Raw genomic sequence first — 23,776 nt, forward strand, 5'->3', positions numbered from 1 at the left:
CGCCCTCGCTGCATCATTCCGCACGGCAAACGAACGACGGCCACGCCCGTCCCTGTGTATGCTGGAAGTTAACAACTTCTTCATCATGCGAGAGTTCGAACCATTCATCGACCGTGCCGACGCGGGCACGAAGTTGGCAACGGCGCTGGCGCAGGCGTTGGCGTTGGCGCCCGCATCGGCACGCTGCAGCCACGACGTGCTCGTGCTGGCGCTGCCGCGCGGCGGGGTGCCGGTCGCGTTTCCGGTCGCGCAGGCGCTGGGGGCCGAACTCGACCTGATGCTGGTGCGCAAGCTCGGCTTGCCGGGCCAGCCCGAGTTCGCCATGGGCGCCATCGCCAGTGGCGGCGTGCTGGTGCTCCAGCCTGGCGTGCCGGGCCTGATGGGCGTGACCCAGTCCGAAGTCGACGCGGTCATTGCAGCGGAACGGGCCGAGCTGGCGCGGCGCGAGCGGCGTTATCGCGGCGAGCGTGCTCCATGCCGGGTCGCGGGACGCTGCGTGATCCTGGTCGACGACGGCATCGCCACCGGCTCGACGATGCTGGCGGCGGTCGAAGTCGCGCGCCGCCAGCGGCCGTCCCGGCTGGTGGTTGCGGTGCCGGCGGCGGCCCGGGATTCGCTGGACGCATTGCGCGGCGTGGTCGACGACGTGGTATGCCTGGTGGCCCCGGCCCGCTTTCGTTCCGTCGGGCAGTGGTATCGCCGCTTCGACCAGACGGGCGATGAAGAAGTGCAGACCCTGCTGGCACAAGCGTGGGCGCCGACGCGCGACGCCGCCAGCCAACCCCACCCAAAGGAGCCGACATGAACGATACGAATGAAAAATCGACCAACGCAGGCAAATGGATCGGCGCAGCAGTCGCGGGCGCCTTGCTGATGTACGCATTCGACCCGGAGCGCGGCGCCAGGCGCCGCGCCAACGCCCGCGGCGCACTGCGCGACGCGCGCGTGCGCACCGGCGACCGCCTCGAACATGCCTTGCACAATGCGGGCGATCGCCTCGACTCGGCGCGCCTGCGCGCCACCGGCGCCGCGGCCCGCGCCGGCGAGCGCCTGGCCGGCGCCGCCCATGCGGCGGGTGACCGCCTGACCGAGGCCTCGCACCGCACGCGCGACCGGCTCGACCATGCGCGCGAGCGCCTGGCCGACGCCTCATACGAAGCGCGAGACCGCGCCAGCCACGTCGCGCACGAGACGCGCGACCGCGTGAAGCACGCCGCCTACGAGGCGCGCGACCGCGCCGGCCATGTGGCCCATGAGGCGCGCGAACATGCCGAATATGCCGCCGCCAAGGCGCGCGACCGCGCCGAGTACACGGCAGCGGCCTCGGCCGACGCCGCCGAACGCGCCCGCATCCGCGCCGACCAGGCGCGCGAACGCCTGGAACAGAGCGCCCACAGCCTCAAAACCGACGCCCGCGCGCGCGCCAACGCCGCCGGCAATCAGGTCCGCGCATGGACCGACCACCTGAGCCAGGTGTTCGGCGCGCGCAGCCCGACGCTCACCAATTCGGCCCTGCTGGGCACCGGCGCCCTGAGCGTGGTCGGCCTGGCGCGCCGCTCGCCGCTGGCCGCCCTGCTCGGCCTGGGCGCGCTGGCGGTGCTGCTGCGCAGCGACCGCGGCCGCCACCTGGTCGATTCGCTGCGTCAGCGCGGCGCCGCCGGCCAGGTCAAGGTGGAAAACTCGATCCACATCGACGCCGCGCCGAAGGAGGTGTTCGACGCCTGGTCCGAAGTCGAGAACTTCCCGCGCTTCATGTCGCACGTGACCGAGGTGCGCGACCTCGGCCACCGCCGCTCGCACTGGGTGGTGCGCGGTCCCGGCGGCATGGAATACGCCTGGAACGCGGTCATGACCGAGCAGTCGCGTCCCGAGCGCCTGTCGTGGCGCAGCGAACCGGGCTCGGAGATCGAGCAGGAAGGCACGGTGACCTTCGAGCCATCCGGCAACGGCACGCGCGTCACGGTGCGCATGACCTACTCGCCGCCGGCCGGCGCGCTGGGCCACGGCATCGCACGCATGCTCGGCGCCGATCCGCAGCGCCAGATGGACGACGACCTGGCGCGCATGAAGGAATTCATCGAACGCGGCGGCGCCCACTACGCCGGCCGCCAGGCGGCGCCGGACCACAGCTTCCTGCACTGATGTGACCATCCTCACCAGCGCCACCCTCGACGCGGTGCGCGCGTCGGCCCGCCCCCTCACGGGGGGCGCGGACGACTACGACGCCCTGCTCGAGATGGTGGGCAGCGCCCGCTTCGTGCTGCTCGGGGAAGCCACCCACGGCAGCCACGAGTTCTATGCCGAGCGCGCGCGCATCACCCGGCGCCTGATCACCGAAAAAGGCTTCACCGCGGTCGCGGTCGAAGCCGACTGGCCCGACGCCTGGCGCGTCAACCGCTATGTGCGCGGCGAAGGCGCGGACGAGCATGGCCGCGCCGCACTCATGGGATTCGAGCGCTTCCCGGCCTGGATGTGGCGCAACACGGCGGTGCTCGACTTCGTCGAGTGGCTGCGCGCGCACAACGATGGCCTGGACGCCGATGCCAAAACCGGCTTCTACGGCCTGGACCTGTACAGTATGTATACCTCGATCCATGAGGTGCTGCACTACCTGGACCAGGTCGACCCCGATGCCGCGCGCGACGCGCGCAAGGTCTACGCCTGCTTCGACCACTACGAGCGGGACAGCCAGCAATACGGCTACGAGGCCAGCTTCGGCATGTCGCCTTCCTGCCAGGACGGCGTGATCGCCACCCTGCGCACGCTGCAGCAGCGCGCCTTCGACTACGTGCGGCCCGAGGCACCCGGCGCCGCAGACGCCTACTTTTACGCCCAGCAGAACGCGCGCCTGGTCAAGAACGCCGAGGAGTACTACCGCACCATGTTCAAGGGCCGCATCTCGTCCTGGAACCTGCGCGACAGCCACATGGCCGAGACCTTGGACGCGGTGGCGCGCCACCTGTCGCGCGGCGGCGAACCCGCGCGCGTCGTGGTGTGGGAACACAATTCGCACATCGGCGACGCGCGCGCGACCGAGATCGGGCGCCACGGCGAATGGACGGTGGGCGAGCTGGCGCGCAAGGCCCATGGCGCCGACACGGTCCTGATCGGCTTCACCACCTACGAAGGCCGGGTCACTGCGGCCTCCGAATGGGATGGCGAAGGCCTGCACAAGCACGTGCGGCCGGCCCTGCAGAACAGCTACGAGCACCTGCTGCACTGCACCGGCATCGGGCGCTTCTTCCTGCCGCTCCAGGCGCCGTCGCCGGCGCGCGACGCACTGATGGAAGAGCGGCTGGAGCGCGCCATCGGCGTGCTGTACCTGCCGCGCAGCGAGCGCCGCAGCCACTACTTCATGGCCCAGCTGCCGCGCCAGTTCGACGCCGTGATCCACATCGACCGCACCACGGCGGTCGAGCCGCTCGACGCGACGGGCGGCTGGCACTCGGGCGAGCCGCCGGAGACGTATCCGGAAGGGCTGTAGGGTCGGCAGCTTCGCTGCCGACGCGGCGGCCGGCTGCGGTGATCGTTATCGGCTCCGCTTTCGCGCCGGATGATCTTGCTGCCAACTATCACCGCGTCGGCGGCGAAGCCGCCAACCCTACCGCGTACCCATCGCGGCCATTCGCCTTGGCCACGTACAAGGCCGCATCCGCCGCCGCCAGCAGCGCGTCTTCATCCTGCCCCGGCCGCCACAAGGCGACGCCGACGCTGGCCGACACCGCCAGCATCCCGGCGCCGGTGGCGAAGGGCGCGCGCATCGTGGACACGATCTTGGCCGCGATCCGGGCCACGATATGTTCGGCCTCGGCCTCGGCGCCGCCGATCTCTTCGAGGATCACCACGAACTCGTCGCCCGAGAGCCGCGCAGGCAGGTCGCTGGCGCGCACGCAGGCGCACAGGCGCACGCCGAATTCCTTCAGCACCTCGTCGCCCACGCCATGGCCGTGGCTGTCGTTGATGCGCTTGAAGTGGTCGACGTCCAGGTAGGCCAGCGCCAGCGCCCGGCCGTGGCGCGCGGCGCGCGCCAGCGCCTGCTGCAGGGTCTCGTTGAAGCTGCGCCGGTTGGCCAGGCCAGTCAGGGTATCGATGCGCGCGAGCCGGCTCAACTGCTCCTCGACCTCTTTCACGTGCGTCATGTCATGCTTGAGCGCGTACACGCCGGCGACGCTGCCGTCCGGCTGCAGGTCGGGGATGTAGACGCCTTCCAGCACCCGCGGCGCCCCATTGATCACCAGCCGCATCTGGCAGGTGGCGGCGCGGCCGGCGAACGCGTTGTCCAGGCCCTCGGCCCCCTGGCGCGCGGCATCCTCGCCCATCAACTGGGCGATCGACATGCCGACCAGCCGCTCGGGCGCGACCCCGAACCAGCGCTCGAAGGTCGCGTTCCCGAACCTGAAGCGCCGGTCGCGGTCGACGTAGGCGATCAGCACGGGCAGGTTGTCGGTGATCAGGCGCAGGCGCTTCTCGCTGGCCGCGCGCAGGCCTTCGGCGTTCTCGCGCTCGGCCATCAGCTGGTAGAAGGCGTTGCCCAGCTCCCCGATCTCGTCGCGCCGGGTGTCGTGCAGCACCGCGATGTCGGCGCCGTCATGACGGATCGCGCGGATGCGGTCGCGCAGCCGCTGCAGCGGGGCCAGCAGCCGGAACACCAGCACCCAGGCCAGCACGCCCGAGGCCAGCGCCAGCGCGGTCGCGCCGAAGATGGCGTTCCTGCACATCTGCGCCAGCGGCGCGAAAGCTTCCTCGGTGGGGTAGCGCGCCCCCAGTATCCAGCCGGTGGTGCGCAGGCGCTGGTAGGCGTAGATCGATGCGCGCCCATCGGGGCCGTCCGCCTCGATCCACCCCTCCAGGCCGCGCAGGGCGCGCTCCAGGCCCGCGGTGTGCGGCCCGGCCCGCTGCAGCACGCGGCGCGGGTCGGGATGGTCGATCATGACCCCGTCGGGCGTCATCAGGAACAGGTAGCCCGAGGCGCCCGGCTTGAGGGCGCTGATCTGGCGCAGGAAGCCGGTCGCCTGCAAGTCCATGCTGGCCGTCAGCACGCCGGTCAGGTTGCCGCCCTGGTCGAGCACGGGCGCGCTGACGATGACCACCTGCCGTGCGGAGACGCGGCTGACGAAAGGCTGCGACATGAAGCCGAGCAGGGTCGCCCGGGGGCGCTCGAAGTACTCGCGCCCCGCGGCGTCCAGCGGCTTGTCGTGGCCGAACGAGCGCAGCGACACCACCTGCCGGCCGCGCGCATCGAGCAGGAGCAGATTCAGGTACTCGTGTTCCCAGATCGGCCCCTGGGCGTCGAGAAAGCGACGCGCGGCCTGCGGATCGTCCAGCGCCGCCGGCGGCAGGCTGGCCGCCAGCGACTCCAGCTGCGCCACGCGCGCCACGATGCGGTCGTCCATGAAGGAGGCGGCGCTGGCCAGCATCGCATATTGCTGGTTGCCGATCACCGACTTCATGCCGCGTTCGGCGACCGCCAGGGTGGCCAGCGTGACGAGCAAGGTCGCCACGAACACCAGGAGGGCGGCAACGCAGGCGATGCGCAGCTTCAGGGTCGCCGGCATCAGGCGCCGACCGCGTTTAGGCATATCAATATTTGTCGACCGCAAGGCGGCAAAGTATTACATATTAAGCCATCCCGACCAAGAACTATGGACGAAACGATACATGAGGTATATGAATGGCAACATCCCTCGCCCGGTAATGCTGTTGAAAAGATGAAATATCAGCTAGCATTGGCAGCCTGTCCGGACCGTCTTGAAGGAGCGTCATGAGTACATACACCCTGAATGTCAACGGCAAGGCGCAGGCCGTCGACGTCGAAGCCGATACCCCGCTGCTGTGGGCCCTGCGCGATACCCTGGGCCTGGTCGGCACCAAGTATGGCTGCGGCCTGGGCCAGTGCGGCGCCTGCACCATCCACCTCGACGGGGTGGCGACCCGCTCCTGCGTGCTGCCGGTGTCAAGCATCGGCAACGCGAAGATCACCACCATCGAGGGCCTGGACGCCAACGCCCGCCATCCGCTGCAGCTGGCCTGGCAAGAGCTGGACGTGCCGCAATGCGGCTACTGCCAGTCGGGACAGATCATGAGCGCCTGCGCCCTGCTCGAGCAGCATCCGAAGCCGACCGACGCCCAGATCGACGACGCCATGGCCGGCAACCTGTGCCGCTGCGCTACCTATATGCGGATCCGCAAGGGCATCCACCGCGCCGCCGAGATCGCATCGACGCAAGGGAAAAAAGCATGACGCGCGCATCCACCTCGCGCCGCGACTTCCTGCGCGCCGGCGCCGCCGGCGGCGCCCTCCTGATCGGCATGTCGGCGCAGGGCGTGCTGGCCGCCGTGAGCGGGGCCGGGACCGGGGCCGGCGCCGCTCAAGGGGACTTCGTGCCGAACGCCTTCATCCGCATCGCGCGCGACGGCAGCGTGACCCTGATTTCCAAGCAGCCCGAGATCGGCCAGGGCATCAAGACCTCGCTGCCGATGGTGATCGCCGAGGAACTCGACGTCGCCTGGGAAAGCGTGCGCGTGGTCCAGGGCGACCTCGACCTGGAAGCGTATGGCAGCCAGGGTGCGGGCGGCTCGAACTCGACCCCGAACAACTACGAGAACTTCCGCCGCCTGGGCGCCACCGCACGCGCCGTGCTGGTGCAGGCCGCGGCCCAGGCCTGGAAAGTGCCGGCCGGCGAATGCACGACCGACGGCGGCCATGTCCTGCACATGGCCGGCAAGCGGCGCCTGGCTTACGGCGAGCTGGTCGGGGCGGCGGCAAAGCTGCCGCTGCCGGACGCCGCGAGCGTGGCGGTCAAGGACCCGGCCACCTTCAGGCTGCTGGGCAAGCGCATCGGCGGCGTCGACAACCCCGCCATCGTCAGCGGCAAGCCGCTGTTCGGCATCGACGTCCAGCTGCCGGGCATGCTGCACGCGCAATACGTCAAGTGCCCGGTGTTCGGCGGCAAGCCGCTGCGCGCCAACCTGGACGCGGTGCGCGCCCTGCCCGGCGTCAAGGACGCCTTCATCGTCGAAGGGACCGGCAACCTGAACGGCCTGCGTCCCGGCGTGGCGATCGTCGCCACCTCCACCTGGGCCGCGATCCGCGCCCGCCGCGCGCTCGAAGTGACCTGGGACGAAGGCGGCGCCGCGCGGCACAGCTGGGCCGACTTCACGGCCCAGGCAAGAAAAGCCGCGAAACAGCCCGGCGCCACCGTGCTGCGCAGCGATGGCGACGTCGGCGCCGCCCTCGAGGGCGCGGCGAAGACGGTGGAAGCGGCCTACAGCTATCCCTTCATCTCGCATGCCAGCATGGAGCCGCAGAACTGCACCGCCTGGATCAAGCCCGACGGCGCGCTCGAACTGTGGGCCCCGACCCAGAATCCGAACGCGGGCCAGGCGCTGGTATCGAGCACCTGCGGCATCCCCAAAGAGAAGATCACGATGCACATCATCCGCAGCGGCGGCGGCTTCGGCCGGCGCCTGAGCTCGGACTTCATCGTCGAAGCCACCGCGATCGCCCAGCGCATGCGGGACAAGGCGCCGGTCAAGCTGACCTGGACCCGCGAGGACGACCTGCAGCACGACCACTTCCGTCCGGGCGGCTTTCATTTCCTGCGCGGCGGCGTCGACAAGGCCGGCAAGGTCGTCGGCTGGCACGACCACTTCGTCACCTTCGCCAACCGGGTGGAACAGGACGGCAAGAGCACCCTGCGCCCCGGCAGCGGCGGCAGCCTGTCGCCCGACGAGTTCCCGGGCCGCTGGCTCGCCAACTGCCGGCTGGAGCAGACCGCGCTGGAATGCAGCGTGCCGATGGGACCGTGGCGCGCGCCGGGCAGCTGCGTGTTCGCCTGGGCCTTCCACAGCTTCATCGACGAGCTGGCGCATGCGGGCGGGCGCGATCCGCTCGCCTTCCGTCTCGAACTGCTGGGCGACAAGGACATCGTGGCGCCGAGCGTCGAGCGCGGCCAGCCCTACAACGTGGCGCGCATGCGCGCGGTGCTGCAGGCCGCCGCCGACAAGGCCGGCTGGGGCAAGAAGACGTTCGCACGCGGCCAGGGACAAGGCATCGCCTTCCACTTCAGCCATCGCGGCTACGTGGCGCAGGTGGCCGAGGTCACCGTCTCGAAGGACGGCAAGGTGAAGGTGGACCGCGTCGTGGTGGCAGTGGATGTCGGCCCGACCATCATCAACCTGTCGGGCGCCGAAAACCAGGTCGAGGGGTCGGTGATCGACGGCCTGTCGACCCTGATGTTCCCCGAACTGAACCTCGAGAATGGTCGCATCGTGCAGAGCAACTTCCACGATTACCAGCTGCTGCGCATCGGCGACGCGCCGGCGAGGATCGAGATGCACTTCGTGAAGTCGGACCACCCGGTGACCGGCCTGGGGGAGCCGCCCCTGCCGCCGCTGGCCCCGGCGGTGTGCAATGCGATCTTCGCCGCCACCGGCAAGCGGGTGCGCGAACTCCCGCTCAGCAAGACGGATCTGAGCTGGAGCTAAGTACTCACCCGTCATTCCCGCCGGGGCGCCCGGCGGGACGTCATGGTTCGCGCTGCTTGCTCAGCGCGTGCGGGGCCGCGATGCGATGGCGTTCGACGATGGCCAGCGCCAGCTCTTCCTCACGGCGATCCTGGGTCAGGACCCTGAGGATGCAGGCGCCTTGCATATCGCCATCCGGCCGATAGACGTCGTTGTAGTCGGTGCCGCCCTTGGCCGACGGCGAGTCGCCGACCGTGAAGTTGGACTGGCCTGGACCCGCCTCGTCTCCGATGGGCGACAGGACCACGCTGTCCTGCGAAAGGCCGGCCGCCAGCAGGTCGGCCCGCAGGCGCTCGGCGATGGCGAAGTCCTGGATGACGTGTACGATGGGATTGTTCATGTGCTGCTCCTTGGTTCACTATCGAACCAAGTTACCAGAATGGCCGGCGCGGTGGCGCTCGGTCGACACCAGCACTTGCAGACCGGAATTGACATGCGCCGTGAGGCAGCGAAGAATCCGGCATGCAGGGTGGCGAACCCGGCGTCGTCACGGCGAGTCGGCCCCCCGCGAGGTCAAGCGTGTGCGTCGCTGCACCGTCTCTTCCTCACGGATCGGGTATGACCGCGGTCGCCTCGATCTCGACCCGCGCCCGGTCTTCCATCAACGCCGCCACCTGGACCGCGCTCATGGCCGGATAGTGGCTTCCCAGCACCTCGCGGTAGGCGGCGCCGAGTTCGCGTCCAGCGTCGAGGTACTCGCGCCGGTCGACCACATACCAGGTCATGCGCACGATGTGCTCCGGTCCGGCGCCCGCTTCGCGCAGCACGGTCACGATGTTGTGCAGGGCCTGGCGCGCCTGGCCGACGAAGTCGTCGGTGTGAAAGCGCCCTTCGGCGTCCCAGCCGATCATGCCGCTCACAAAGACCTGGCGCCCACGGCAGGCCACGCCATTGGCATAGCCGCGGGGACGCGGCCAGAGCGGCGGTTGAAGAATGTCCATCCCTGCTCCAAACCTTGGATTAAACCTTCGGCGCGAGCAGCTCGCGCGCGATGATCAGGAGCTGCACTTCGCTGGCTCCCTCGTAGATGCGCAGCGCGCGGATTTCGCGGTACAGGCTTTCGACCACCTGCCCACTGCGCACGCCCTCGCCGCCGAACAGCTGCACCGCGCCGTCGATGACGCGCTGCGCCGATTCGGTGGCCGCCAGCTTGGCCATCGCCGCTTCCTTCGTCACCCGTTTGCCGCTGTCGCGCAGCCAGGCGGCGCGGTAGGTCAGCAGCGCGGCGGCGTCGACCTCCAGCGCCATCTGGGCCAGCTTCGCCTGGGTGAGCTGGAAATCGGAAAGCAGCTTGCCGAACATCGGCCGCGCCTGGGCGCGCGCCAGCGCTTCTTCCATCGCGCGCCGCGCGAAGCCCAGCGCGGCGGCGGCGACCGAGGTGCGAAACACGTCCAGCGTCGCCATCGCCACCTTGAAGCCCTGGCCTTCGGCGCCGATCAGGCAGCCGGCCGGCACCCGGCAGCCGGCGAAACGCAGGCGCGCCAGCGGATGCGGGGCGATCACGTCGATGCGCTCGGCGATCTCGAGGCCGGGGGTGGCGGCGTCGACGATGAAGGCCGAAATGCCTTTCGAGCCGCGCCCGCCGCCCTCGCCACCCTTGCCGCCGTCCCCGGTCCGGGCGAACACGACGTAGAAATCGGCGATCCCGCCGTTCGAGATCCAGGTCTTCTCGCCATCGAGCACCCAGTCGTCGCCATCGCGCCGCGCAGCGCAGCGCATGGCGGCGACGTCGGAGCCGGCGTCCGGTTCCGACAGCGCGAATGCCGCGATCGCGTCCCCATTGGCCACCGGCGGCAGCCAGCGCCGCTTCTGGTCCGGCGTGCCGAACAGCGAAATCGCCCCGCTCCCCAGGCCCTGCATCGCGAAGGCGAAGTCGGCCAGGCCGGCATGGCGCGCCAGGGTTTCGCGGATCAGGCAGATGGCGCGGGTGTCGATGGCTTCCTCACCCACGGCGTGGCGCAGCCAGCCGGCGCGGCCCAGGCGCGCGACCAGCGCGCGGCAGATCGCGTCGACGTCGCTTCCATGCGCGTCGTGAAGATTGTCCGCCGCCCAGGCGTCGAGTTCGCGCGCCAGCGCGCCATGACGCTCTTCGAAAAAGGGCCAGTCCAGGTAGTCCATCAATCCCCCTCGAAGCGCGGCCGTTCCTTGGCCACGAAGGCGTGGTAGGCGCGATGAAAATCATTGGTCGCCATGCAGATCGCCTGGGCCTGGGCCTCGGCTTCGATCGCCTCGTCCACGCCCATGTTCCACTCCTGCTGCAGCATCTTCTTGGTCATGCCATGGGCGAAGGTCGGGCCGCTGGCCAGCATGGCGGCAAACGCGCTCGCTTCGCCGAGCAGCCGTTCGGGCGCGCACAGGCGGTTGAAAAAGCCCCAGCGCTCCCCTTCCTCGCCATCCATCGAGCGCCCCGTGTACAGCAGCTCGGCGGCCCGACCCTGCCCGATCATGCGTGGCAGCAATGCACAGGCGCCCATGTCGCAGCCGGCCAGGCCAACCCGGGTGAACAGGAAAGCGGTGCGGCTGCGCGCCGTGCCGTAGCGGATGTCCGAGGCCAGCGCCAGCATCGCCCCGGCGCCGGCGCACACGCCGTCGACCGCCGCCACGATCGGCTGCGGGCAGGCGCGCATCGCCTTGACCAGGTCGCCCGTCATGCGGGTGAAGGCCAGCAGGCCGGGCATGTCCAGCTTCGTCAGCGGGCCGATAATCTCGTGCACGTCGCCGCCGGAGCAGAAGTTCTCGCCGGCGCCGGCGATCACGACCGCCTTCACGTCGTCGGCATACGCCAGCGCGCGAAACAGGTCGCGCAGCTCGGCGTAGGAATCGAAGGTCAGCGGATTCTTGCGCTCGGGACGGTCCAGGGTGAGGGTGGCGACGCCGGCCTCGAGCGCGAAGCCGAAGTGCTGCGCCGCATGGCCCGCAAAACTGTTTCGCCCGCCCGGCAGGCGGTGCGCCTGCCCCGGTAGATAATGCATTCGTATGACTCCTGATGATATGTGGTCAGCCTTCGGACAGGCGCGCGGCCGCTTGCTGTGGCGACAGGCCGCTGGAGGCCGCCTGCAGCTGGCGTTCGCGCTCCATATTGCGCTCCAACTGCTGCTTGCCGGCCAGGTACTGGCGCGGCCAGGCAGCGCCAGTGTAGCCGATGCGCGCCGCTTCCATCAGCGTCCAGGCCGGATTGGCCAGGTGTGGGCGCGCCACCGCGCACAGGTCGGCGCGGCCGGCGGCGATGATGCCGTTCACGTGGTCGGCCTCGACGATGCCGCCGACGGCGATGGTCGGGATGCCGGCCTCGTTGCGGATCCGGTCCGCGAACGGGGCCTGGTACATGCGGCCGTACACGGGCTTTTCGTGCTTGCTGACCTGGCCCGAGGAACAGTCGATCATGTCGGCGCCCGCCGCGCGGAACAGGCGCGCGATGTCCACCGCGTCGCGCGGCGTGATGCCGCCCTCGACCCAGTCGTGGCTCGAGATGCGCACGCTGATCGGCAAGTGGTCCGGCCAGGCCGCGCGCACCGCCGCGAACACCGCGAGCGGATAGCGGCAGCGCTGTTCGAGACTGCCGCCGTAGGCATCCTGGCGCCGGTTGGTCAAGGGCGAGATGAAGCTCGACAGCAGGTAGCCGTGCGCGCAGTGCAGTTCGAGCCAGTCGAAGCCGGCGTCAACGGCGGCCCGGGTGGCGCGCACGAAGTCGTCCCTGATGCGCTCCAGGTCGTCCTGGCTCGCCTCGACCGCGATCTGCGAGACCCCGGCGAGGTACTGCTGGCGCGAGGCCGACAGCAGCGGCCAGTTGCCGCTTTCCAAAGGCAGGTCGATGCCGTCCCACATCGGCCGGGTCGAGCCCTTGGCCCCCGCATGGCCGAGCTGGACGCCGATCTTCGCGTCGCTGGCCGTGTGCACGAAGTCGACGATGCGGCGCCAAGCCAGCATCTGCTCTTGCGTGTACAGGCCCGGGCAGCCGGGCGTGATGCGGGCGTCGGCCGAGACGCAGGTCATCTCCGCCATCACCAGCGCCGCCCCGCCCAGGGCCCGCGCCCCGAGGTGGGCCAGGTGGAAGTCGCCGACCACGCCATCCACGGCGGCGTATTGCGCCATTGGCGAAACCACCACCCGGTTCTTCAGCACCACGCCGCGCACCCGGTAGGGCGTGAACATCGGCGGCATGGCCCCGGAGGGCGGCGCCACGCCGGCCTGCCGCGCCGCCGCCATGGCGAAACGGCGCTCGAAGCCGTCGACATAGGCGGCGTCGCGCAGGCGCAGGTTTTCGTGCGACAGGCGCTGGCTGCGCGTGAGCAGCGAATAGGCGAACTGTTCGGCCTCCATCGCCGTGTAGCGCGCCACGTTCTCGAACCATTCCATCGAGTTGCGCGCGGCGCTCTGCAGTTTCAGCACCTCCACCTGGCGCGCCTCCTGGTAGCGCGCCAGGGCGGCCGACAGTTCGCCTTCGCGTCCGAGCTCGTCGGCCAGCCCGATCGCATCCTCCAGCGCCAGCCTGGTGCCGGAGCCGATCGAGAAGTGCGCCGTGTGGGCGGCGTCGCCCATCAGCACGAGCGGCACCTGGCGCCCGTCGACCCCAACCGCATGCACCCAGTGGCGACAGGCCAGGCGCGGAAAACGGATCCACATGCCGGAGCCGCGCACGTGCGCGGCGTTCGCCATCAGCGGCTGCCCGTCCAGGTGGCGCGCGAACAGCCGCTCGCAGAACGCCAGCGCAGCGCTCTGGGCCATGTCGGCCAGGCCGCTCGCGCGCCAGGTGGCGTCCAGCGTCTCGATGATGAAGGTCGAGGTCGCGCCATCGTACTGGTAGGCGTGGGCCTGGAACCAGCCGTGTTCAGTTTCCTCAAAAGCAAAAGTGAAGGCGTCGAAGCGCTTGCGCGTGCCCAGCCACACGAAGCGGCACAGGCGCTCCTCGACCTCGGGCTGGAACGCCTCGCTGTAGCGCTGGCGTAGCGCGCTGTTCACGCCGTCTGCGGCCACCACCAGGTCGGCGCCGTAACGGCGCGCGAGGTCAGGCACGTCCTCGACCTTCGTCTCGAACACCAGCTCCACGCCCAGCGCGCGGCAGCGCGCCGAGAGGATGTCGAGCAGGCGCTTGCGCCCGATGCCGCAAAAGCCGTGGCCATGCGAGGTGACGGTGGCGCCCTTGAAGTGGACGTCGATCGCGTCCCAGTGGTTGAACGATTGCAGGATGGCGCGCGCGCTCGGTTCGTCGGCCCGGGCCAGATGGCCCAGCGTCTGGTCCGAGAACACCACGCCCCAGCCGAAGGTGTCCCCTGGCCGGTTGCGCTCGATGACCGTCACCGCATGCGTCGGGTGGCGCAGTTTCATGAGCAGGCCAAAGTAGAGCCCGGCAGGACCGCCGCCCACGCAAACGATGTTCATTATCTCTCCCGGTGCTGGTGTGGGAGATAGTTTACCCGCCCCCTTGCTCGCGCTGTCAATGACTTGTTGCGCACGAAATAATCCTCCGATTGAAATCGCCAGTTTTTAGTACAATCCAGAAAGAACATACCGAGAGCCCGGATGATGCGCCTCCGGCCACCCAACTTGGATAAATGCCACCGACAAGATGAAGATCTCAGACCGAATCGCGCGCTCCCGCCCTCTTGCCACCACCGCCATGCATGGTCGCGCCGAGGCGCTGCGCAATGCCGGTGAGCGCGTCATCGATTTCTCGATCGCGATTTCGCACTTCCCGGCCCCGGCCGGCGTGCTGGACGCGGTCTCCGGGACCATCGAGCGCGAGCGCACACTGCCGTATACCGAGGTGGGCGGCGCGCTGAAGGTGCGCGAGGCGCTGCGCGCCAAGCTCGCCGGCGAGAATCGGGTCGAGGCGCAGGTCGATGAGATCATCGTGACCAATGGCTGCAAGCAGGCGTATTACCAGGCGCTGTACGCGATGACCGATCCGGGCGACCGCATCGCCGTGTTCCGTCCGCACTGGCCGGCCTATCTCGCGACCGCCGAACTGCTGGGACTCGAGGTGGTGCTGGCCGACCTGCCGGAGACGCTGACCGAAGCCTGCCTGGCGGGCCTCGGCAAGGTCAAGGTGCTGGTCCTGAACAATCCGCACAACCCGACCGGCAAGGTGTTCACCCGGCGCGAGCTGGAACTGGTGCGCGACTGGGCGGCGGCCGGCGCGGTGCACGTGATCGTCGACGAGAGCTACGAACACCTGATCTATGACGGCGAGCACGTCACGCTGGCGGCGCTGTGCGACTGGCGCGCTCTGGGCGTGGTCACCCTGTTCTCGGCCTCGCAGAGCTATGCCATGATGGGCTGGCGGGTCGGTTTCGCGCTCGCGCCGTCCGCGCTGGTGAATGCGATGCAGACCCTGCAGGGACCGATCACGGCCGCCGCGCCGCACCTGTCGCAGGTGGCGGCGGCGGCGGCCTTCGCCACCGGCGCCCCGCACGACCTGTTGCGCGACTATCGCGCGCGGCGCGACCTGGTGGTGCGCCGGTTCGCCGCGGCGCCCTGGATCTCCATGCAGGCGCCGGCTTCCGGTCCCTATCTGTGGGGCGACGTGCGTGGGCTCACCATGGACACGGTCGGCTTCGCCGAGCGCCTGCTGGACGAGGAACGGGTGGCGCTGATGCCCGGCGACGCGCTCGGCGCGCCCGGCTTCATCCGCATCGGCTACATCTCGGACGACGAAGACACCCTGATGGAAGGCGTGCGCCGCATCCTTGCGTTCGGTGCGCGGCTGGCGGAGCCTCGATGAGCAGTCTGCTGGGACGCTTTCGCCTGAACAGCCTGCGCAGCCGCCTGATGCTGCTGGTGCTGCTGGCGATCACGCCGATCGCCGTCGTCACCATATTGGGCGGCCTGCGCGAGCGCGAGGCGGCGATCCGCGCCTCGGAAGAAAACCTCAAGCGCCTCACCGTCCTGGCGGCCGCCAACGAAGCGCAGTCGATCGACCGCGCGCGCCAGATCCTGGTCGACCTGGTCAGCGTGCCCGACCTGATGGGCGACACCGCCGACTGCAATGCCCTGCTGGCCAATGTCCTCGACCGCAACGAGGGCTACGTCAACTTCGGCCTGATCCAGCTGAACGGCGACATCACCTGCAGCGCGGTGCCGATGCTCCACCCGGTCAACCTGGGCGACCGCAGCCATTTCAAGCGCGCGATCGCCGAACGCCGCTTCATCGCCAGCGACTACGTGTTCGGGCGCGTGATCCGCAAGCACACGATCAATCTCACCTATCCCGTCATCGACCGCTCGGGCGACGTGGTGGCGGTGGTGTTCGCGGCCATGGACCTGGCGAGCCTCGACACCTTCGTCAACAACATCAGCATGCCGCCGGGCTCGATCCTGGAGACGGCCGACGCCTCGGGCAACCTGATCTCGCGCCGCCCCGAGCCCGAGCGCTGGTTCGGCAAGCGCATCAGCGGTGCGCTGCTGGACGCCATGCGCGGGCCGCATGACCGCGCGGTGGTGGTGCCCGGCGAGGACGGGATCGAGCGCTTGCACGCCTTCGCCCGCGTCGGCTCGCCGGCCCTCACCGACTACACCATTACCATCGGGATGCCGACCGACCTGATCACCCAGGTAGCCCGCGACGCCCAGTTCATGTCCCTGCTCGGCCTGGGCGCCACCACCGTGCTGGCGCTGCTGGCTGCCTGGCTGGCCGGCGAAAAACTGATCGTGCAGCGGGTGCGCGGCCTGACCACGGTAGCGCGCCGTATCGCCGCCGGCGAACTCGATGCGCGCACCCGGATCGATTACGGCAACGAGGAGATCGGGCGGCTGGCGGCGGCGCTGGACGAAATGGCCGAAAACCTGCAGAAGAAGGAAGCCGCGCGCAGCCAGGCCGAGCGCGAGCTGCGTGCCGCCGACCAGCGCAAGGACGAATTCCTGGCGATGCTGGCGCACGAGCTGAGAAATCCGCTGGCGCCGATCAGCACCGGCGCCCACCTGCTCAAGCTGCTGCACTCGGATAACGCCCAGATCACCCAGACTTGCGCCATCATCGCGCGCCAGGTCGAGCACATGACCAGCCTGGTGGACGACCTGCTGGACGTGTCGCGCGTGACGCGCGGCCTGGTGTCGCTGTCGACCCAGGTGCTGGACCTGCGCAACGTGGTCGACGACGCCGCCGAGCAGATCCGTCCACTGATCGGCGCGCGGCGCCACAAGGTGGTGCTCGACCTGCCGGCCGGCCCGGCCCACGTCAAGGGCGACCACAAGCGCCTGGTGCAGGTAGTGGCCAACCTGCTGGGCAACGCCACCAAGTACACGCCCGAGGGCGGGCACATCCAGCTCCAGCTGCTGGAGGTCGACGGCGACTGGGAATTGAGCGTGAGCGACGACGGCATCGGCATGGAGGCGAGCCTGGTCGAGCGGGTATTCGACCTGTTCACCCAGGCCGAGCGCACCCCTGACCGCTCGCAGGGCGGCCTGGGCCTGGGACTGGCGCTGGCCAAGAGCCTGGTCGAGCTGCATGGCGGCAGCGTCGGCGCGCGCAGCGCGGGCCTGGGCCACGGCAGCACCTTCAGCGTGCGCCTGCCGCGCCACCGGCAGGAGAGCGTGCCCCTGCCCGCGCAACTGCCGGGCCACCTCCCCGCGGGCAGCCCGATCCTGGATGCGCCGCCGCCGAACGCGCTGCGCATCCTGGTGGTGGACGACAACCTCGACGCCGCGCACACGCTCAACCTGTTCCTGCGCGCCACCGGCTACGAGGTCGAGGTCGCCTATTGCGGCGTCGACGCGATCGAGATCGCCAAGGTGTTCGCGCCCCAGGTCTGCATCCTCGACATCGGCCTGCCCGACATGGACGGCAACGAACTGGCGCGCCGCCTGCGCCGGCTGCCGCAGACCAGCGACGCGACCCTGGTCGCCGCCACCGGCTATGGGCGCCAGCAAGACCGCGAGGCGGCCAGCCAGGCCGGCTTCGACCATTACCTGGTCAAGCCGGTCAATACGCTGCAACTGGGCGAGCTGCTGACCACCGCCGCCGCGCGCTGAACCACCAGCGGGCCCGCAGCGCGGCGGCGCGGGCCCGTCGCCATGTCACATGTGGTCGTCTCGGAACAACATCATCGTAAATATCGCGTGACAGGCTCCATGCAATCTACATAGAATTGCCACTGAGCAAATTTATGCACTTTGGAGAAATTCTGTGGGCATGCTGACCTGGATGCTGCCTGATGGTTGCGCCTGACGATATCGCGCAATGGCGCGTTCGCGTTTTCTCTACCTTGCTGCCGATCGTGCTGGTGCTGGGCACCAGCGCCGCATTGCCGAGCATCGCCCTGGCGCTGCGCCAGGGCCTGTGGCAGATCGCGGTGATGGATGCGGTGGCGCTGGCCTGGATCTTCGCCATCTGGCGCCTCGACCGCCTGCCCCACACCTTCCGCGTGCTGAACTTCCTGGCCATGCTGTTCATGGTCGCCATCGGCCTGATGCTGGCGGTGGGGCCGGTGAGCCTGAACTACCTGATGGCGCCGCCGATCATGGCCGTGATCCTGCTCGGCAACCGGCACGGCATCCTCGCGCTGGCCCTCGGCGCGCTATGCATCGTGGTATTCGGCATGAACGGTTATGCGCGACTGTACGTGCCGGGAGTGGAAACCGATCCGCTGCTGTCCTCGCTGGTGGTGGCGATCAACTTCAGCTGCGTGGGCGGCCTCATCACCTTTGCCGCCGGCACCCTGCTCAAGGGCCTGGCGCGCTCGGCGCAGGAAGCGCGCACCGCCGCCGACGCCGTCAACCGCCTGGCTTTCTACGACATGCTCACCGGCCTGCCGAACCGGCGCCTGCTGATGGACCGCCTGGCCGAACTGGCCGAGCGTACGCGCCACAGCAACAGCCGGGGCGCCGTGCTGTACGTCGACCTCGATAATTTCAAGAACGTCAATGACGCGCGCGGCCATGCCGTCGGCGACCAGATGCTGCGTCAGGCGGCCACGCGCCTGGCGGCGGCGGCCGGAGCGCAGGCCTGCGTGGCGCGCCTGGGGGGCGACGAATTCGTGGTGCTGCTGGACGACCTGGGCGCGGACGCCGGCGCCGCCGCCACGCGCGCGCTGGCGCTGGCAGAAAACGTCCGCGCGGCGCTGTGCGAAAAGATGATCATCGACGGCCAGGGCTACTACGCCACCACCAGCATCGGCGTCGCGCTGACCGCGGCGGCAGGCGCGCCGCTCCCGGTGCACGACCTGCTGCGCGAGGCCGATACCGCCATGTACCACGCCAAGGCGCGCGGCCGCAACGGCGTGGCCCTGTTCGAGGCCGGCATGCTGCGCGACGCCGAGCGCCGCCTGACCCTCGAGCGCGACCTGGGCCAGGCCCTCGAGCACGGCGAGCTGTCGCTGCACCTGCAGCTGCAGGTCGACGGCGCACGGCGCCCGAGCGGGGCCGAGCTCCTGACGCGCTGGCGCCGCCAGGACGGCAGCAGCGTACCGCCCGACCAGTTCATCCCGATCGCCGAGTCGAGCGGCCTGATCGTGCCGCTGGGCGAGTGGGTGCTGCGCGAAGCCTGCCTGGCCTGGCATGCGCTGGCGCGCGCCGGCCATCGGCTGCCGCTGTCGGTCAACGTCAGCCCGGTGCAGTTTCGCCAGCCCGACTTCGTGGCGCGGGTGGAAAGCATCCTGCGAGACACCGGCGTGCCGCCCGGCCAGCTGGTGTTCGAGGTGACCGAAGGCCTGCTGGTCGACCGCCTCGACCAGACCATCGACCGCATGCACGCGCTGGCGGCGCTGGGCGTGCGCATCTCGGTCGACGATTTCGGCACCGGCTACTCGAGCCTGGCCTACCTGACCCGCATGCCGCTGTACGAGCTCAAGATCGACAAGAGCTTCATCCGTGACACCCCGCACGACAAGGACGGCACCGCGATCGTGCAATCGATCCTGTCGATGGCCGGTCACCTGGGGCTGCGCGTGGTCGCCGAAGGCGTCGAGACCGAGGCCCAGGCCAGGTATCTCGCACGCCACGGCAATGCCAGCATGCAGGGCTTCCTGTTCCATCGGCCGATGCCGCTGGCAGCTCTGCTCGAGCATCTGCGCGTTTCAGCCTGAGCCTCGCCGTACCCGCCGCGCAAGCGCTGCAGACGGCGCATGTCGCCATCCGGCGCAAGCTGGTCTCGTGCGCAAGGACGACGACGAGCGTACGCAACTGCAGCGCGTACCCGCGATGGTGGAGCAAGGAGAAACCGGGAAGCCGGTGCACATGCTCAGGGGGACAGCTGACCGGAGCCCGGCGCAGGCACTGCCGTCCAACGCGATCGTCCCGCATCCCTTATCATGCTTTTTTTGAACGGGAGCGATATCGATGGATGAGGTGGGCATCGTACTGGCAATGCTGCTGGCGGTGGTGGCAAGCGGCTACCTGGTGCGGATACTGCCGTTCGCCGTTCCCCTGCCGCTGGTCCAGATCGCGCTCGGCGCCGCCATTTCCGGCGCCACGGGTCACGGCGCGCGGCTCGAACCGCACATCTTCTTCCTCGTGTTCCTGCCGCCGTTGCTGTTCCTCGATGGCTGGCGCATCCCCAAGGTGGGCCTGTTCCGCGACCGCTCGACCATCCTCGAGCTGGCGCTCGGCCTGGTGCTGTTCACCGTGATCGGCGCGGGCTTCCTGATCCACTGGCTGATCCCGTCGCTGCCGCTGGCCGTGTCGTTCGCGCTGGCCGCGATCCTGGCGCCCACCGACCCGGTCGCGGTGTCGTCGATCGCGGCGCGGGTGCCGATTCCGCCGCGCCTGATGCACATCCTCGAGGGCGAGTCGCTGCTCAACGACGCCAGCGGCCTGGTGTGCTTCCGGTTCGCGGTGGCGGCCGCGCTCACCGGCACCTTCTCGCTGGGCGACGCCGCCCTCACCTTCCTGTGGGTGGCGCTCGCGGGCATCGCGATCGGCGTCGGCCTGACGGTCGCCGTCAGCTGGGCCCAGCGCACGCTGGCGGCGCGCATCGGCGAGGAAAGCGGCTCGCCGATCCTGGTCAACCTGCTGCTGCCTTTCGGCGCCTACCTGGCGGCCGAGCACCTGCAAGCCTCGGGCATCCTGGCGGCGGTGGCGGCCGGCATCACGATGAGCTACGTCGAACTCAGCGGCCGCGCGCTGGCGACCACCCGCGTGCGCCGCGCCGTGGTGTGGGATACCGTCCAGTTCGCGCTGAACGGCGTGATGTTCGTGCTGCTGGGCGAGCAGCTGCCGTCCATCGTCAGCGCCGCGCTCGGTGCGCCCGAATTGCCGGCGGCCAACGATGTCTGGTGGCTGCTGGGCAATGCGCTGGCCATCAGCGTCGGCCTGATCCTGCTGCGCTTCATCTGGGTCTGGGTCTCGCTGCGCCTGACCCTGCTTGCCGCGCGGCGCCAGCAGCAGGCCGTCTACCGTCCGAATCCGCGCCTGATCCTGGCCACCTCGCTGGCCGGCGTGCGCGGCGCGATCACCCTGGCCGGCGTGCTCACCCTGCCGCTGGCGATGCCGAACGGGACGCCGTTCCCGGGGCGCGACCTGGTGATCTTCCTGGCCAGCGCCGTGATCGTGGTGTCGCTGGTGCTGGCCAGCGTCGGCTTGCCGCGCGTGCTGCGCGGCCTCGAACTGCCGGCCGAAGCGGCCCACGAAAGCGAGGAAGACCAGGCGCGCCATGCCGCCGCGCTGGCGGCGCTGGAGGCGATCGCGGCGGCTCCGCCGCCGGCGCCGCCCCCGGGGTGCGACGCCGACGGCGCGGCCGAGATGCACGCCAGCGCGGCCGACCAGGTGCGCAGCCTGTACCAGTACCGTCTCGACGGCTGGCAGGGCAACGCCGGCGGCGCCGGCATCGCGCCGGCGCGCGCCCGCGCCGCCGAGGATGCGGAGCGCCACTACCGACTGGCCGCGCTCGAGCAGGAGCGCGCCGTGCTGCTGCGCATGGCGCGCCACAACCAGCTGTCGGACGAGATCGCGCGCAAGCTGCTGCGCGAGATCGACCTGGTCGAGGCGCGTTACCGCTGAGCGCACGGTCTGCCGCGGAGCGCGCCTGCGTTACTTCGCGTACAGTGTGCATAGGAATGCACGGGTAGCATCGGCTGGACGATCCACCTTCCAGCGAACCTGCCATGCCCAGCAAAAAAGCCGATGCCGACGCCGTCCCCAGCGATCCACCCGCCGCCGCGCGCGCGGCCGGCCTGCGCTACGTCCATGACGACCGGCCCGGCATCCGGCGCGAGGCCGTCAGGGATGGCTTTCGCTATCTCGACGCCCGCGGCGAAACGGTCACGGACGACAACACGCTGGCGCGCATCAAGCGCCTCGTGATTCCCCCGGCCTGGCAAGACGTCTGGATCTGCCCGCAAGCGAACGGTCACCTGCAAGCGACGGGGCGCGACGCCCGCGGCCGCAAGCAATACCGCTATCACCCCAAGTGGCGCGAAGCGCGCGACGAAGTCAAGTACGAGCGCATGCTCAAGTTCGGGCAGGCCCTGCCGGCCATCCGCGCCGAGGTCGACCGCGCCCTGCGCCTGCCCGGCCTGCCGCGCGAAAAAGTGCTGGCCACCATCGTCTACCTGCTCGAGACGACCATGATGCGCGTCGGTAATGAGGAATACGCGCGCACCAACAAATCGTTCGGGCTGACGACGCTGCGCAACCGGCACGCCAGGGTCGACGGCAGCGACGTCGAGTTCAGCTTCCGCGGCAAGAGCGGCGTCTATCACAAGGTCAGGGTGCACGACCGGCGCCTGGCGCGCATCGTCGCGCGCTCGCGCGACCTGCCGGGCCAGGAACTGTTCCAGTACGTGGACGAGGACGGCGCGACCCACGCCATCGATTCGAGCGACGTCAACGACTACCTGCGCGCCATCAGCGGCGAAGACTATACCGCCAAGGATTTCCGCACCTGGTCGGGCACCGTGCTGGCGGCGCTGGCCCTGCAGGAGTTCGAAAAATTCGATTCCGAGACCCAGGCCAAGAAGAACATCGTGCGCGCGATCGAATCGGTGGCCGAGAAGCTCGGCAATACGCCGTCGGTCTGCCGCAAGTGCTACGTGCACCCGGCGGTGCTGGACGCCTATCTCGACGGCGCCGCGATCGAGGTGTTGCGCGAGCGCACCGAGGAGACGCTGCAGGAAGACCTGCACGCCCTGCAACCGGAGGAAGCCGCGGTGCTGGCCATGCTGCAGCAGCGCCTGCGCCACGAGCAGGCGCAGTTGCAAGATCATCCGCGGCCCCCGGCGCCACGCGGCAAGCCTGCGCCGAAGAAGGCCGCGACCCGCAAACCATCGCGCCCGGCCGCCCGCGCGGCCGCTTGAGCGCATCACGAAAGGACTGGCATGACCACACACAAGATCGAACTCGTCGCCCGTTTCGACCATCAGGTCACCGGCGTCTCGGTGTCCGAGGATAACCGCATCTTCGTCAACTTCCCGCGCTGGACCGAGGACAACGCCGTTTCGGTGGCCGAACTGACAGCGGATGGTTCGCTGCGGCCCTACCCGGACCAGGAATGGAACGCCTGGCGCAATGCGCGCAAGGACGAGGTCTCCCCGAACGACCACTGGGTCTGCGTGCAGAGCGTCGTGGCCGACGGCCGCGGCAGCCTGTGGGTGCTCGACCCGGCGGCGCCGGCCCAGGCCCACCTGGTGTCCGGCGGCGCCAAGCTGGTGCAGGTCGACCTGGCGAACGACAAGGTCGTGCGCACGATCGCCTTCGACGAGGACACGGCGCCGCAGGGCTCCTACCTGAACGACGTGCGCTTCTCGAACGACGGCAACTATGCCTACATCACCGACTCGGGCGTGGTCGGCGCCATCCTGGTGGTCGACCTCGCCAACGACAAGACCGCGCGCCTGCTCGACGGCCATCCGTCGACCCAGATGAAGAAGGGCTTGAACGTGAAAGCCGACGGCCAGGTGCTGCGCCGGCCGGACGGACGCGGGGTGGAGTTCTCGGCCGACGGCATCGAACTGTCTGGCGACGGCGCCTGGCTGTACTGGCAGGCGATCAAGGGCGATACCCTGTACCGCATCCCCACGCAAGTGCTGATCGAGCGCGGATTGAAAGGCGGCGACGTAGGCGACGCAGTGGAGGAATACGGCCACAACGGCGTCAACGACGGCCTGCTGTTCGACCGTGGCAGCAACCGCCTGTTCCTGACCTCGGTGCAGGACGACGCGATCAAGATGCGCGACCTCGACGCCGGACCGCAGGCCGAGGTGCGGATGGTGGTGCAGGATCCGCGCCTGCGCTGGCCGGACACCTTCACTCAGGGGCCGGACGGCACGATCTACGTGACGACCTCGCACATCCAGGATTCGAGTTTCTTCAAGCCGGACGC

16 protein-coding genes and 1 pseudogene are annotated in these 23,776 nt (G+C 69.5%); 11 read left to right on the forward strand and 6 right to left on the reverse strand.

Annotated features, from left to right (window positions below):
- The first annotated feature begins 58 nt into the window (after positions 1-58).
- From ABIB38_RS06045 to ABIB38_RS06055, 3 genes are read left to right on the forward strand one after another with little or no spacing between them, the layout of a single operon-like run.
- A complete protein-coding gene (locus tag ABIB38_RS06045; RefSeq protein WP_429202633.1) occupies positions 59-805 on the forward strand; it encodes a phosphoribosyltransferase in 747 nt (248 codons plus the stop codon).
- Entirely contained in the window at positions 802-2,142 is a 1,341-nt protein-coding gene (locus ABIB38_RS06050; RefSeq protein WP_429202634.1) for an SRPBCC family protein, read from the forward strand. Before ABIB38_RS06045 ends, ABIB38_RS06050 begins: the two co-directional genes overlap by 4 nt.
- Position 2,143: 1 nt before the next feature.
- A complete protein-coding gene (locus ABIB38_RS06055) occupies positions 2,144-3,484 on the forward strand; it encodes an erythromycin esterase family protein (protein ID WP_429202635.1) in 1,341 nt (446 codons plus the stop codon).
- 88 nt (positions 3,485-3,572) lie between these two features.
- On the opposite strand, the gene ABIB38_RS06060 is transcribed toward ABIB38_RS06055, so the two are convergent.
- A complete protein-coding gene (locus ABIB38_RS06060) occupies positions 3,573-5,579 on the reverse strand; it encodes a diguanylate cyclase domain-containing protein (protein WP_429202636.1) in 2,007 nt (668 codons plus the stop codon).
- Between the two features lie 182 nt (positions 5,580-5,761).
- On the opposite strand from ABIB38_RS06060, the gene ABIB38_RS06065 reads away from it, so the two are divergent.
- Together ABIB38_RS06065 and ABIB38_RS06070 are read left to right on the forward strand one after the other, a co-directional pair.
- Complete coding sequence (locus ABIB38_RS06065; RefSeq protein WP_429202638.1) at positions 5,762-6,241, forward strand: (2Fe-2S)-binding protein; 480 nt, start codon at positions 5,762-5,764, stop codon at positions 6,239-6,241.
- Complete coding sequence (locus tag ABIB38_RS06070; protein WP_429202640.1) at positions 6,238-8,487, forward strand: molybdopterin cofactor-binding domain-containing protein; 2,250 nt, start codon at positions 6,238-6,240, stop codon at positions 8,485-8,487. Before ABIB38_RS06065 ends, ABIB38_RS06070 begins: the two co-directional genes overlap by 4 nt.
- A gap of 40 nt (positions 8,488-8,527) precedes the next feature.
- Here ABIB38_RS06070 and ABIB38_RS06075 read toward each other — a convergent pair whose 3' ends face one another.
- From ABIB38_RS06075 to ABIB38_RS06095, 5 genes are all read right to left on the reverse strand, one after another.
- A complete protein-coding gene (locus ABIB38_RS06075) occupies positions 8,528-8,866 on the reverse strand; it encodes a hypothetical protein (RefSeq protein WP_429202641.1) in 339 nt (112 codons plus the stop codon).
- A 205-nt stretch (positions 8,867-9,071) separates the two neighbouring features.
- Entirely contained in the window at positions 9,072-9,467 is a 396-nt protein-coding gene (locus tag ABIB38_RS06080) for a RidA family protein (RefSeq protein WP_429202643.1), read from the reverse strand.
- 19 nt (positions 9,468-9,486) lie between these two features.
- Positions 9,487-10,644 carry an acyl-CoA dehydrogenase family protein gene (locus ABIB38_RS06085; RefSeq protein ID WP_429202645.1) on the reverse strand — a complete coding sequence of 386 codons (1,158 nt, stop codon included), beginning with the start codon at positions 10,642-10,644 and terminating at the stop codon, positions 9,487-9,489.
- The gene (locus tag ABIB38_RS06090; RefSeq protein WP_429202646.1) at positions 10,644-11,498 is read right to left on the reverse strand and encodes an enoyl-CoA hydratase family protein; all 855 of its coding nucleotides are present in this window, start codon (positions 11,496-11,498) and stop codon (positions 10,644-10,646) included. Before ABIB38_RS06090 ends, ABIB38_RS06085 begins: the two co-directional genes overlap by 1 nt.
- A 25-nt stretch (positions 11,499-11,523) precedes the next feature.
- Positions 11,524-13,905 (reverse strand): bifunctional salicylyl-CoA 5-hydroxylase/oxidoreductase, encoded by a 2,382-nt coding sequence (locus ABIB38_RS06095; RefSeq protein ID WP_429202648.1) that lies wholly within the window; start codon positions 13,903-13,905, stop codon positions 11,524-11,526.
- A 187-nt stretch (positions 13,906-14,092) separates the two neighbouring features.
- On the opposite strand from ABIB38_RS06095, the gene ABIB38_RS06100 reads away from it, so the two are divergent.
- From ABIB38_RS06100 to ABIB38_RS06125, 6 genes and pseudogenes are all read left to right on the forward strand, one after another.
- Positions 14,093-15,247: a pyridoxal phosphate-dependent aminotransferase gene (locus tag ABIB38_RS06100; protein ID WP_429202650.1), complete on the forward strand. Its 1,155-nt coding sequence runs from the start codon at positions 14,093-14,095 to the stop codon at positions 15,245-15,247.
- The gene (locus ABIB38_RS06105; protein ID WP_429202652.1) at positions 15,244-17,493 is read left to right on the forward strand and encodes a hybrid sensor histidine kinase/response regulator; all 2,250 of its coding nucleotides are present in this window, start codon (positions 15,244-15,246) and stop codon (positions 17,491-17,493) included. The genes ABIB38_RS06100 and ABIB38_RS06105 overlap by 4 nt, the downstream gene beginning before the upstream one ends.
- A gap of 182 nt (positions 17,494-17,675) precedes the next feature.
- The gene (locus ABIB38_RS06110) at positions 17,676-19,544 is read left to right on the forward strand and encodes a putative bifunctional diguanylate cyclase/phosphodiesterase (protein ID WP_429202654.1); all 1,869 of its coding nucleotides are present in this window, start codon (positions 17,676-17,678) and stop codon (positions 19,542-19,544) included.
- Positions 19,545-19,797: 253 nt separating this feature from the next.
- Complete coding sequence (locus ABIB38_RS06115) at positions 19,798-21,456, forward strand: Na+/H+ antiporter (protein ID WP_429202655.1); 1,659 nt, start codon at positions 19,798-19,800, stop codon at positions 21,454-21,456.
- A 104-nt stretch (positions 21,457-21,560) separates the two neighbouring features.
- A complete protein-coding gene (locus ABIB38_RS06120; protein WP_429202657.1) occupies positions 21,561-22,751 on the forward strand; it encodes a DNA topoisomerase IB in 1,191 nt (396 codons plus the stop codon).
- Between the two features lie 21 nt (positions 22,752-22,772).
- Positions 22,773-23,720 (forward strand): annotated as a pseudogene (locus tag ABIB38_RS06125) (L-dopachrome tautomerase-related protein); the annotation flags it as partial.
- Positions 23,721-23,776: the final 56 nt, after the last annotated feature.

This window comes from Massilia sp. UYP11, assembly GCF_050434805.1.
Taxonomy (GTDB): Bacteria; Pseudomonadota; Gammaproteobacteria; order Burkholderiales; family Burkholderiaceae_D; genus Telluria.

What these genes read in the sequence shown, in the direction of transcription:
- ABIB38_RS06045 (WP_429202633.1), top strand. Translation starts at nt 59, where the DNA reads ATGCTGGAAGTTAACAACTTCTTCATCATGCGAGAGTTCGAACCATTC.
- ABIB38_RS06050 (WP_429202634.1), top strand. Translation starts at nt 802, where the DNA reads ATGAACGATACGAATGAAAAATCGACCAACGCAGGCAAATGGATCGGC.
- ABIB38_RS06060 (WP_429202636.1), bottom strand. Translation starts at nt 5,579, where the DNA reads ATGCCTAAACGCGGTCGGCGCCTGATGCCGGCGACCCTGAAGCTGCGC.
- ABIB38_RS06065 (WP_429202638.1), top strand. Translation starts at nt 5,762, where the DNA reads ATGAGTACATACACCCTGAATGTCAACGGCAAGGCGCAGGCCGTCGAC.
- ABIB38_RS06070 (WP_429202640.1), top strand. Translation starts at nt 6,238, where the DNA reads ATGACGCGCGCATCCACCTCGCGCCGCGACTTCCTGCGCGCCGGCGCC.
- ABIB38_RS06075 (WP_429202641.1), bottom strand. Translation starts at nt 8,866, where the DNA reads ATGAACAATCCCATCGTACACGTCATCCAGGACTTCGCCATCGCCGAG.
- ABIB38_RS06080 (WP_429202643.1), bottom strand. Translation starts at nt 9,467, where the DNA reads ATGGACATTCTTCAACCGCCGCTCTGGCCGCGTCCCCGCGGCTATGCC.
- ABIB38_RS06085 (WP_429202645.1), bottom strand. Translation starts at nt 10,644, where the DNA reads ATGGACTACCTGGACTGGCCCTTTTTCGAAGAGCGTCATGGCGCGCTG.
- ABIB38_RS06090 (WP_429202646.1), bottom strand. Translation starts at nt 11,498, where the DNA reads ATGCATTATCTACCGGGGCAGGCGCACCGCCTGCCGGGCGGGCGAAAC.
- ABIB38_RS06095 (WP_429202648.1), bottom strand. Translation starts at nt 13,905, where the DNA reads ATGAACATCGTTTGCGTGGGCGGCGGTCCTGCCGGGCTCTACTTTGGC.
- ABIB38_RS06100 (WP_429202650.1), top strand. Translation starts at nt 14,093, where the DNA reads ATGAAGATCTCAGACCGAATCGCGCGCTCCCGCCCTCTTGCCACCACC.
- ABIB38_RS06105 (WP_429202652.1), top strand. Translation starts at nt 15,244, where the DNA reads ATGAGCAGTCTGCTGGGACGCTTTCGCCTGAACAGCCTGCGCAGCCGC.
- ABIB38_RS06110 (WP_429202654.1), top strand. Translation starts at nt 17,676, where the DNA reads ATGGTTGCGCCTGACGATATCGCGCAATGGCGCGTTCGCGTTTTCTCT.
- ABIB38_RS06115 (WP_429202655.1), top strand. Translation starts at nt 19,798, where the DNA reads ATGGATGAGGTGGGCATCGTACTGGCAATGCTGCTGGCGGTGGTGGCA.
- ABIB38_RS06120 (WP_429202657.1), top strand. Translation starts at nt 21,561, where the DNA reads ATGCCCAGCAAAAAAGCCGATGCCGACGCCGTCCCCAGCGATCCACCC.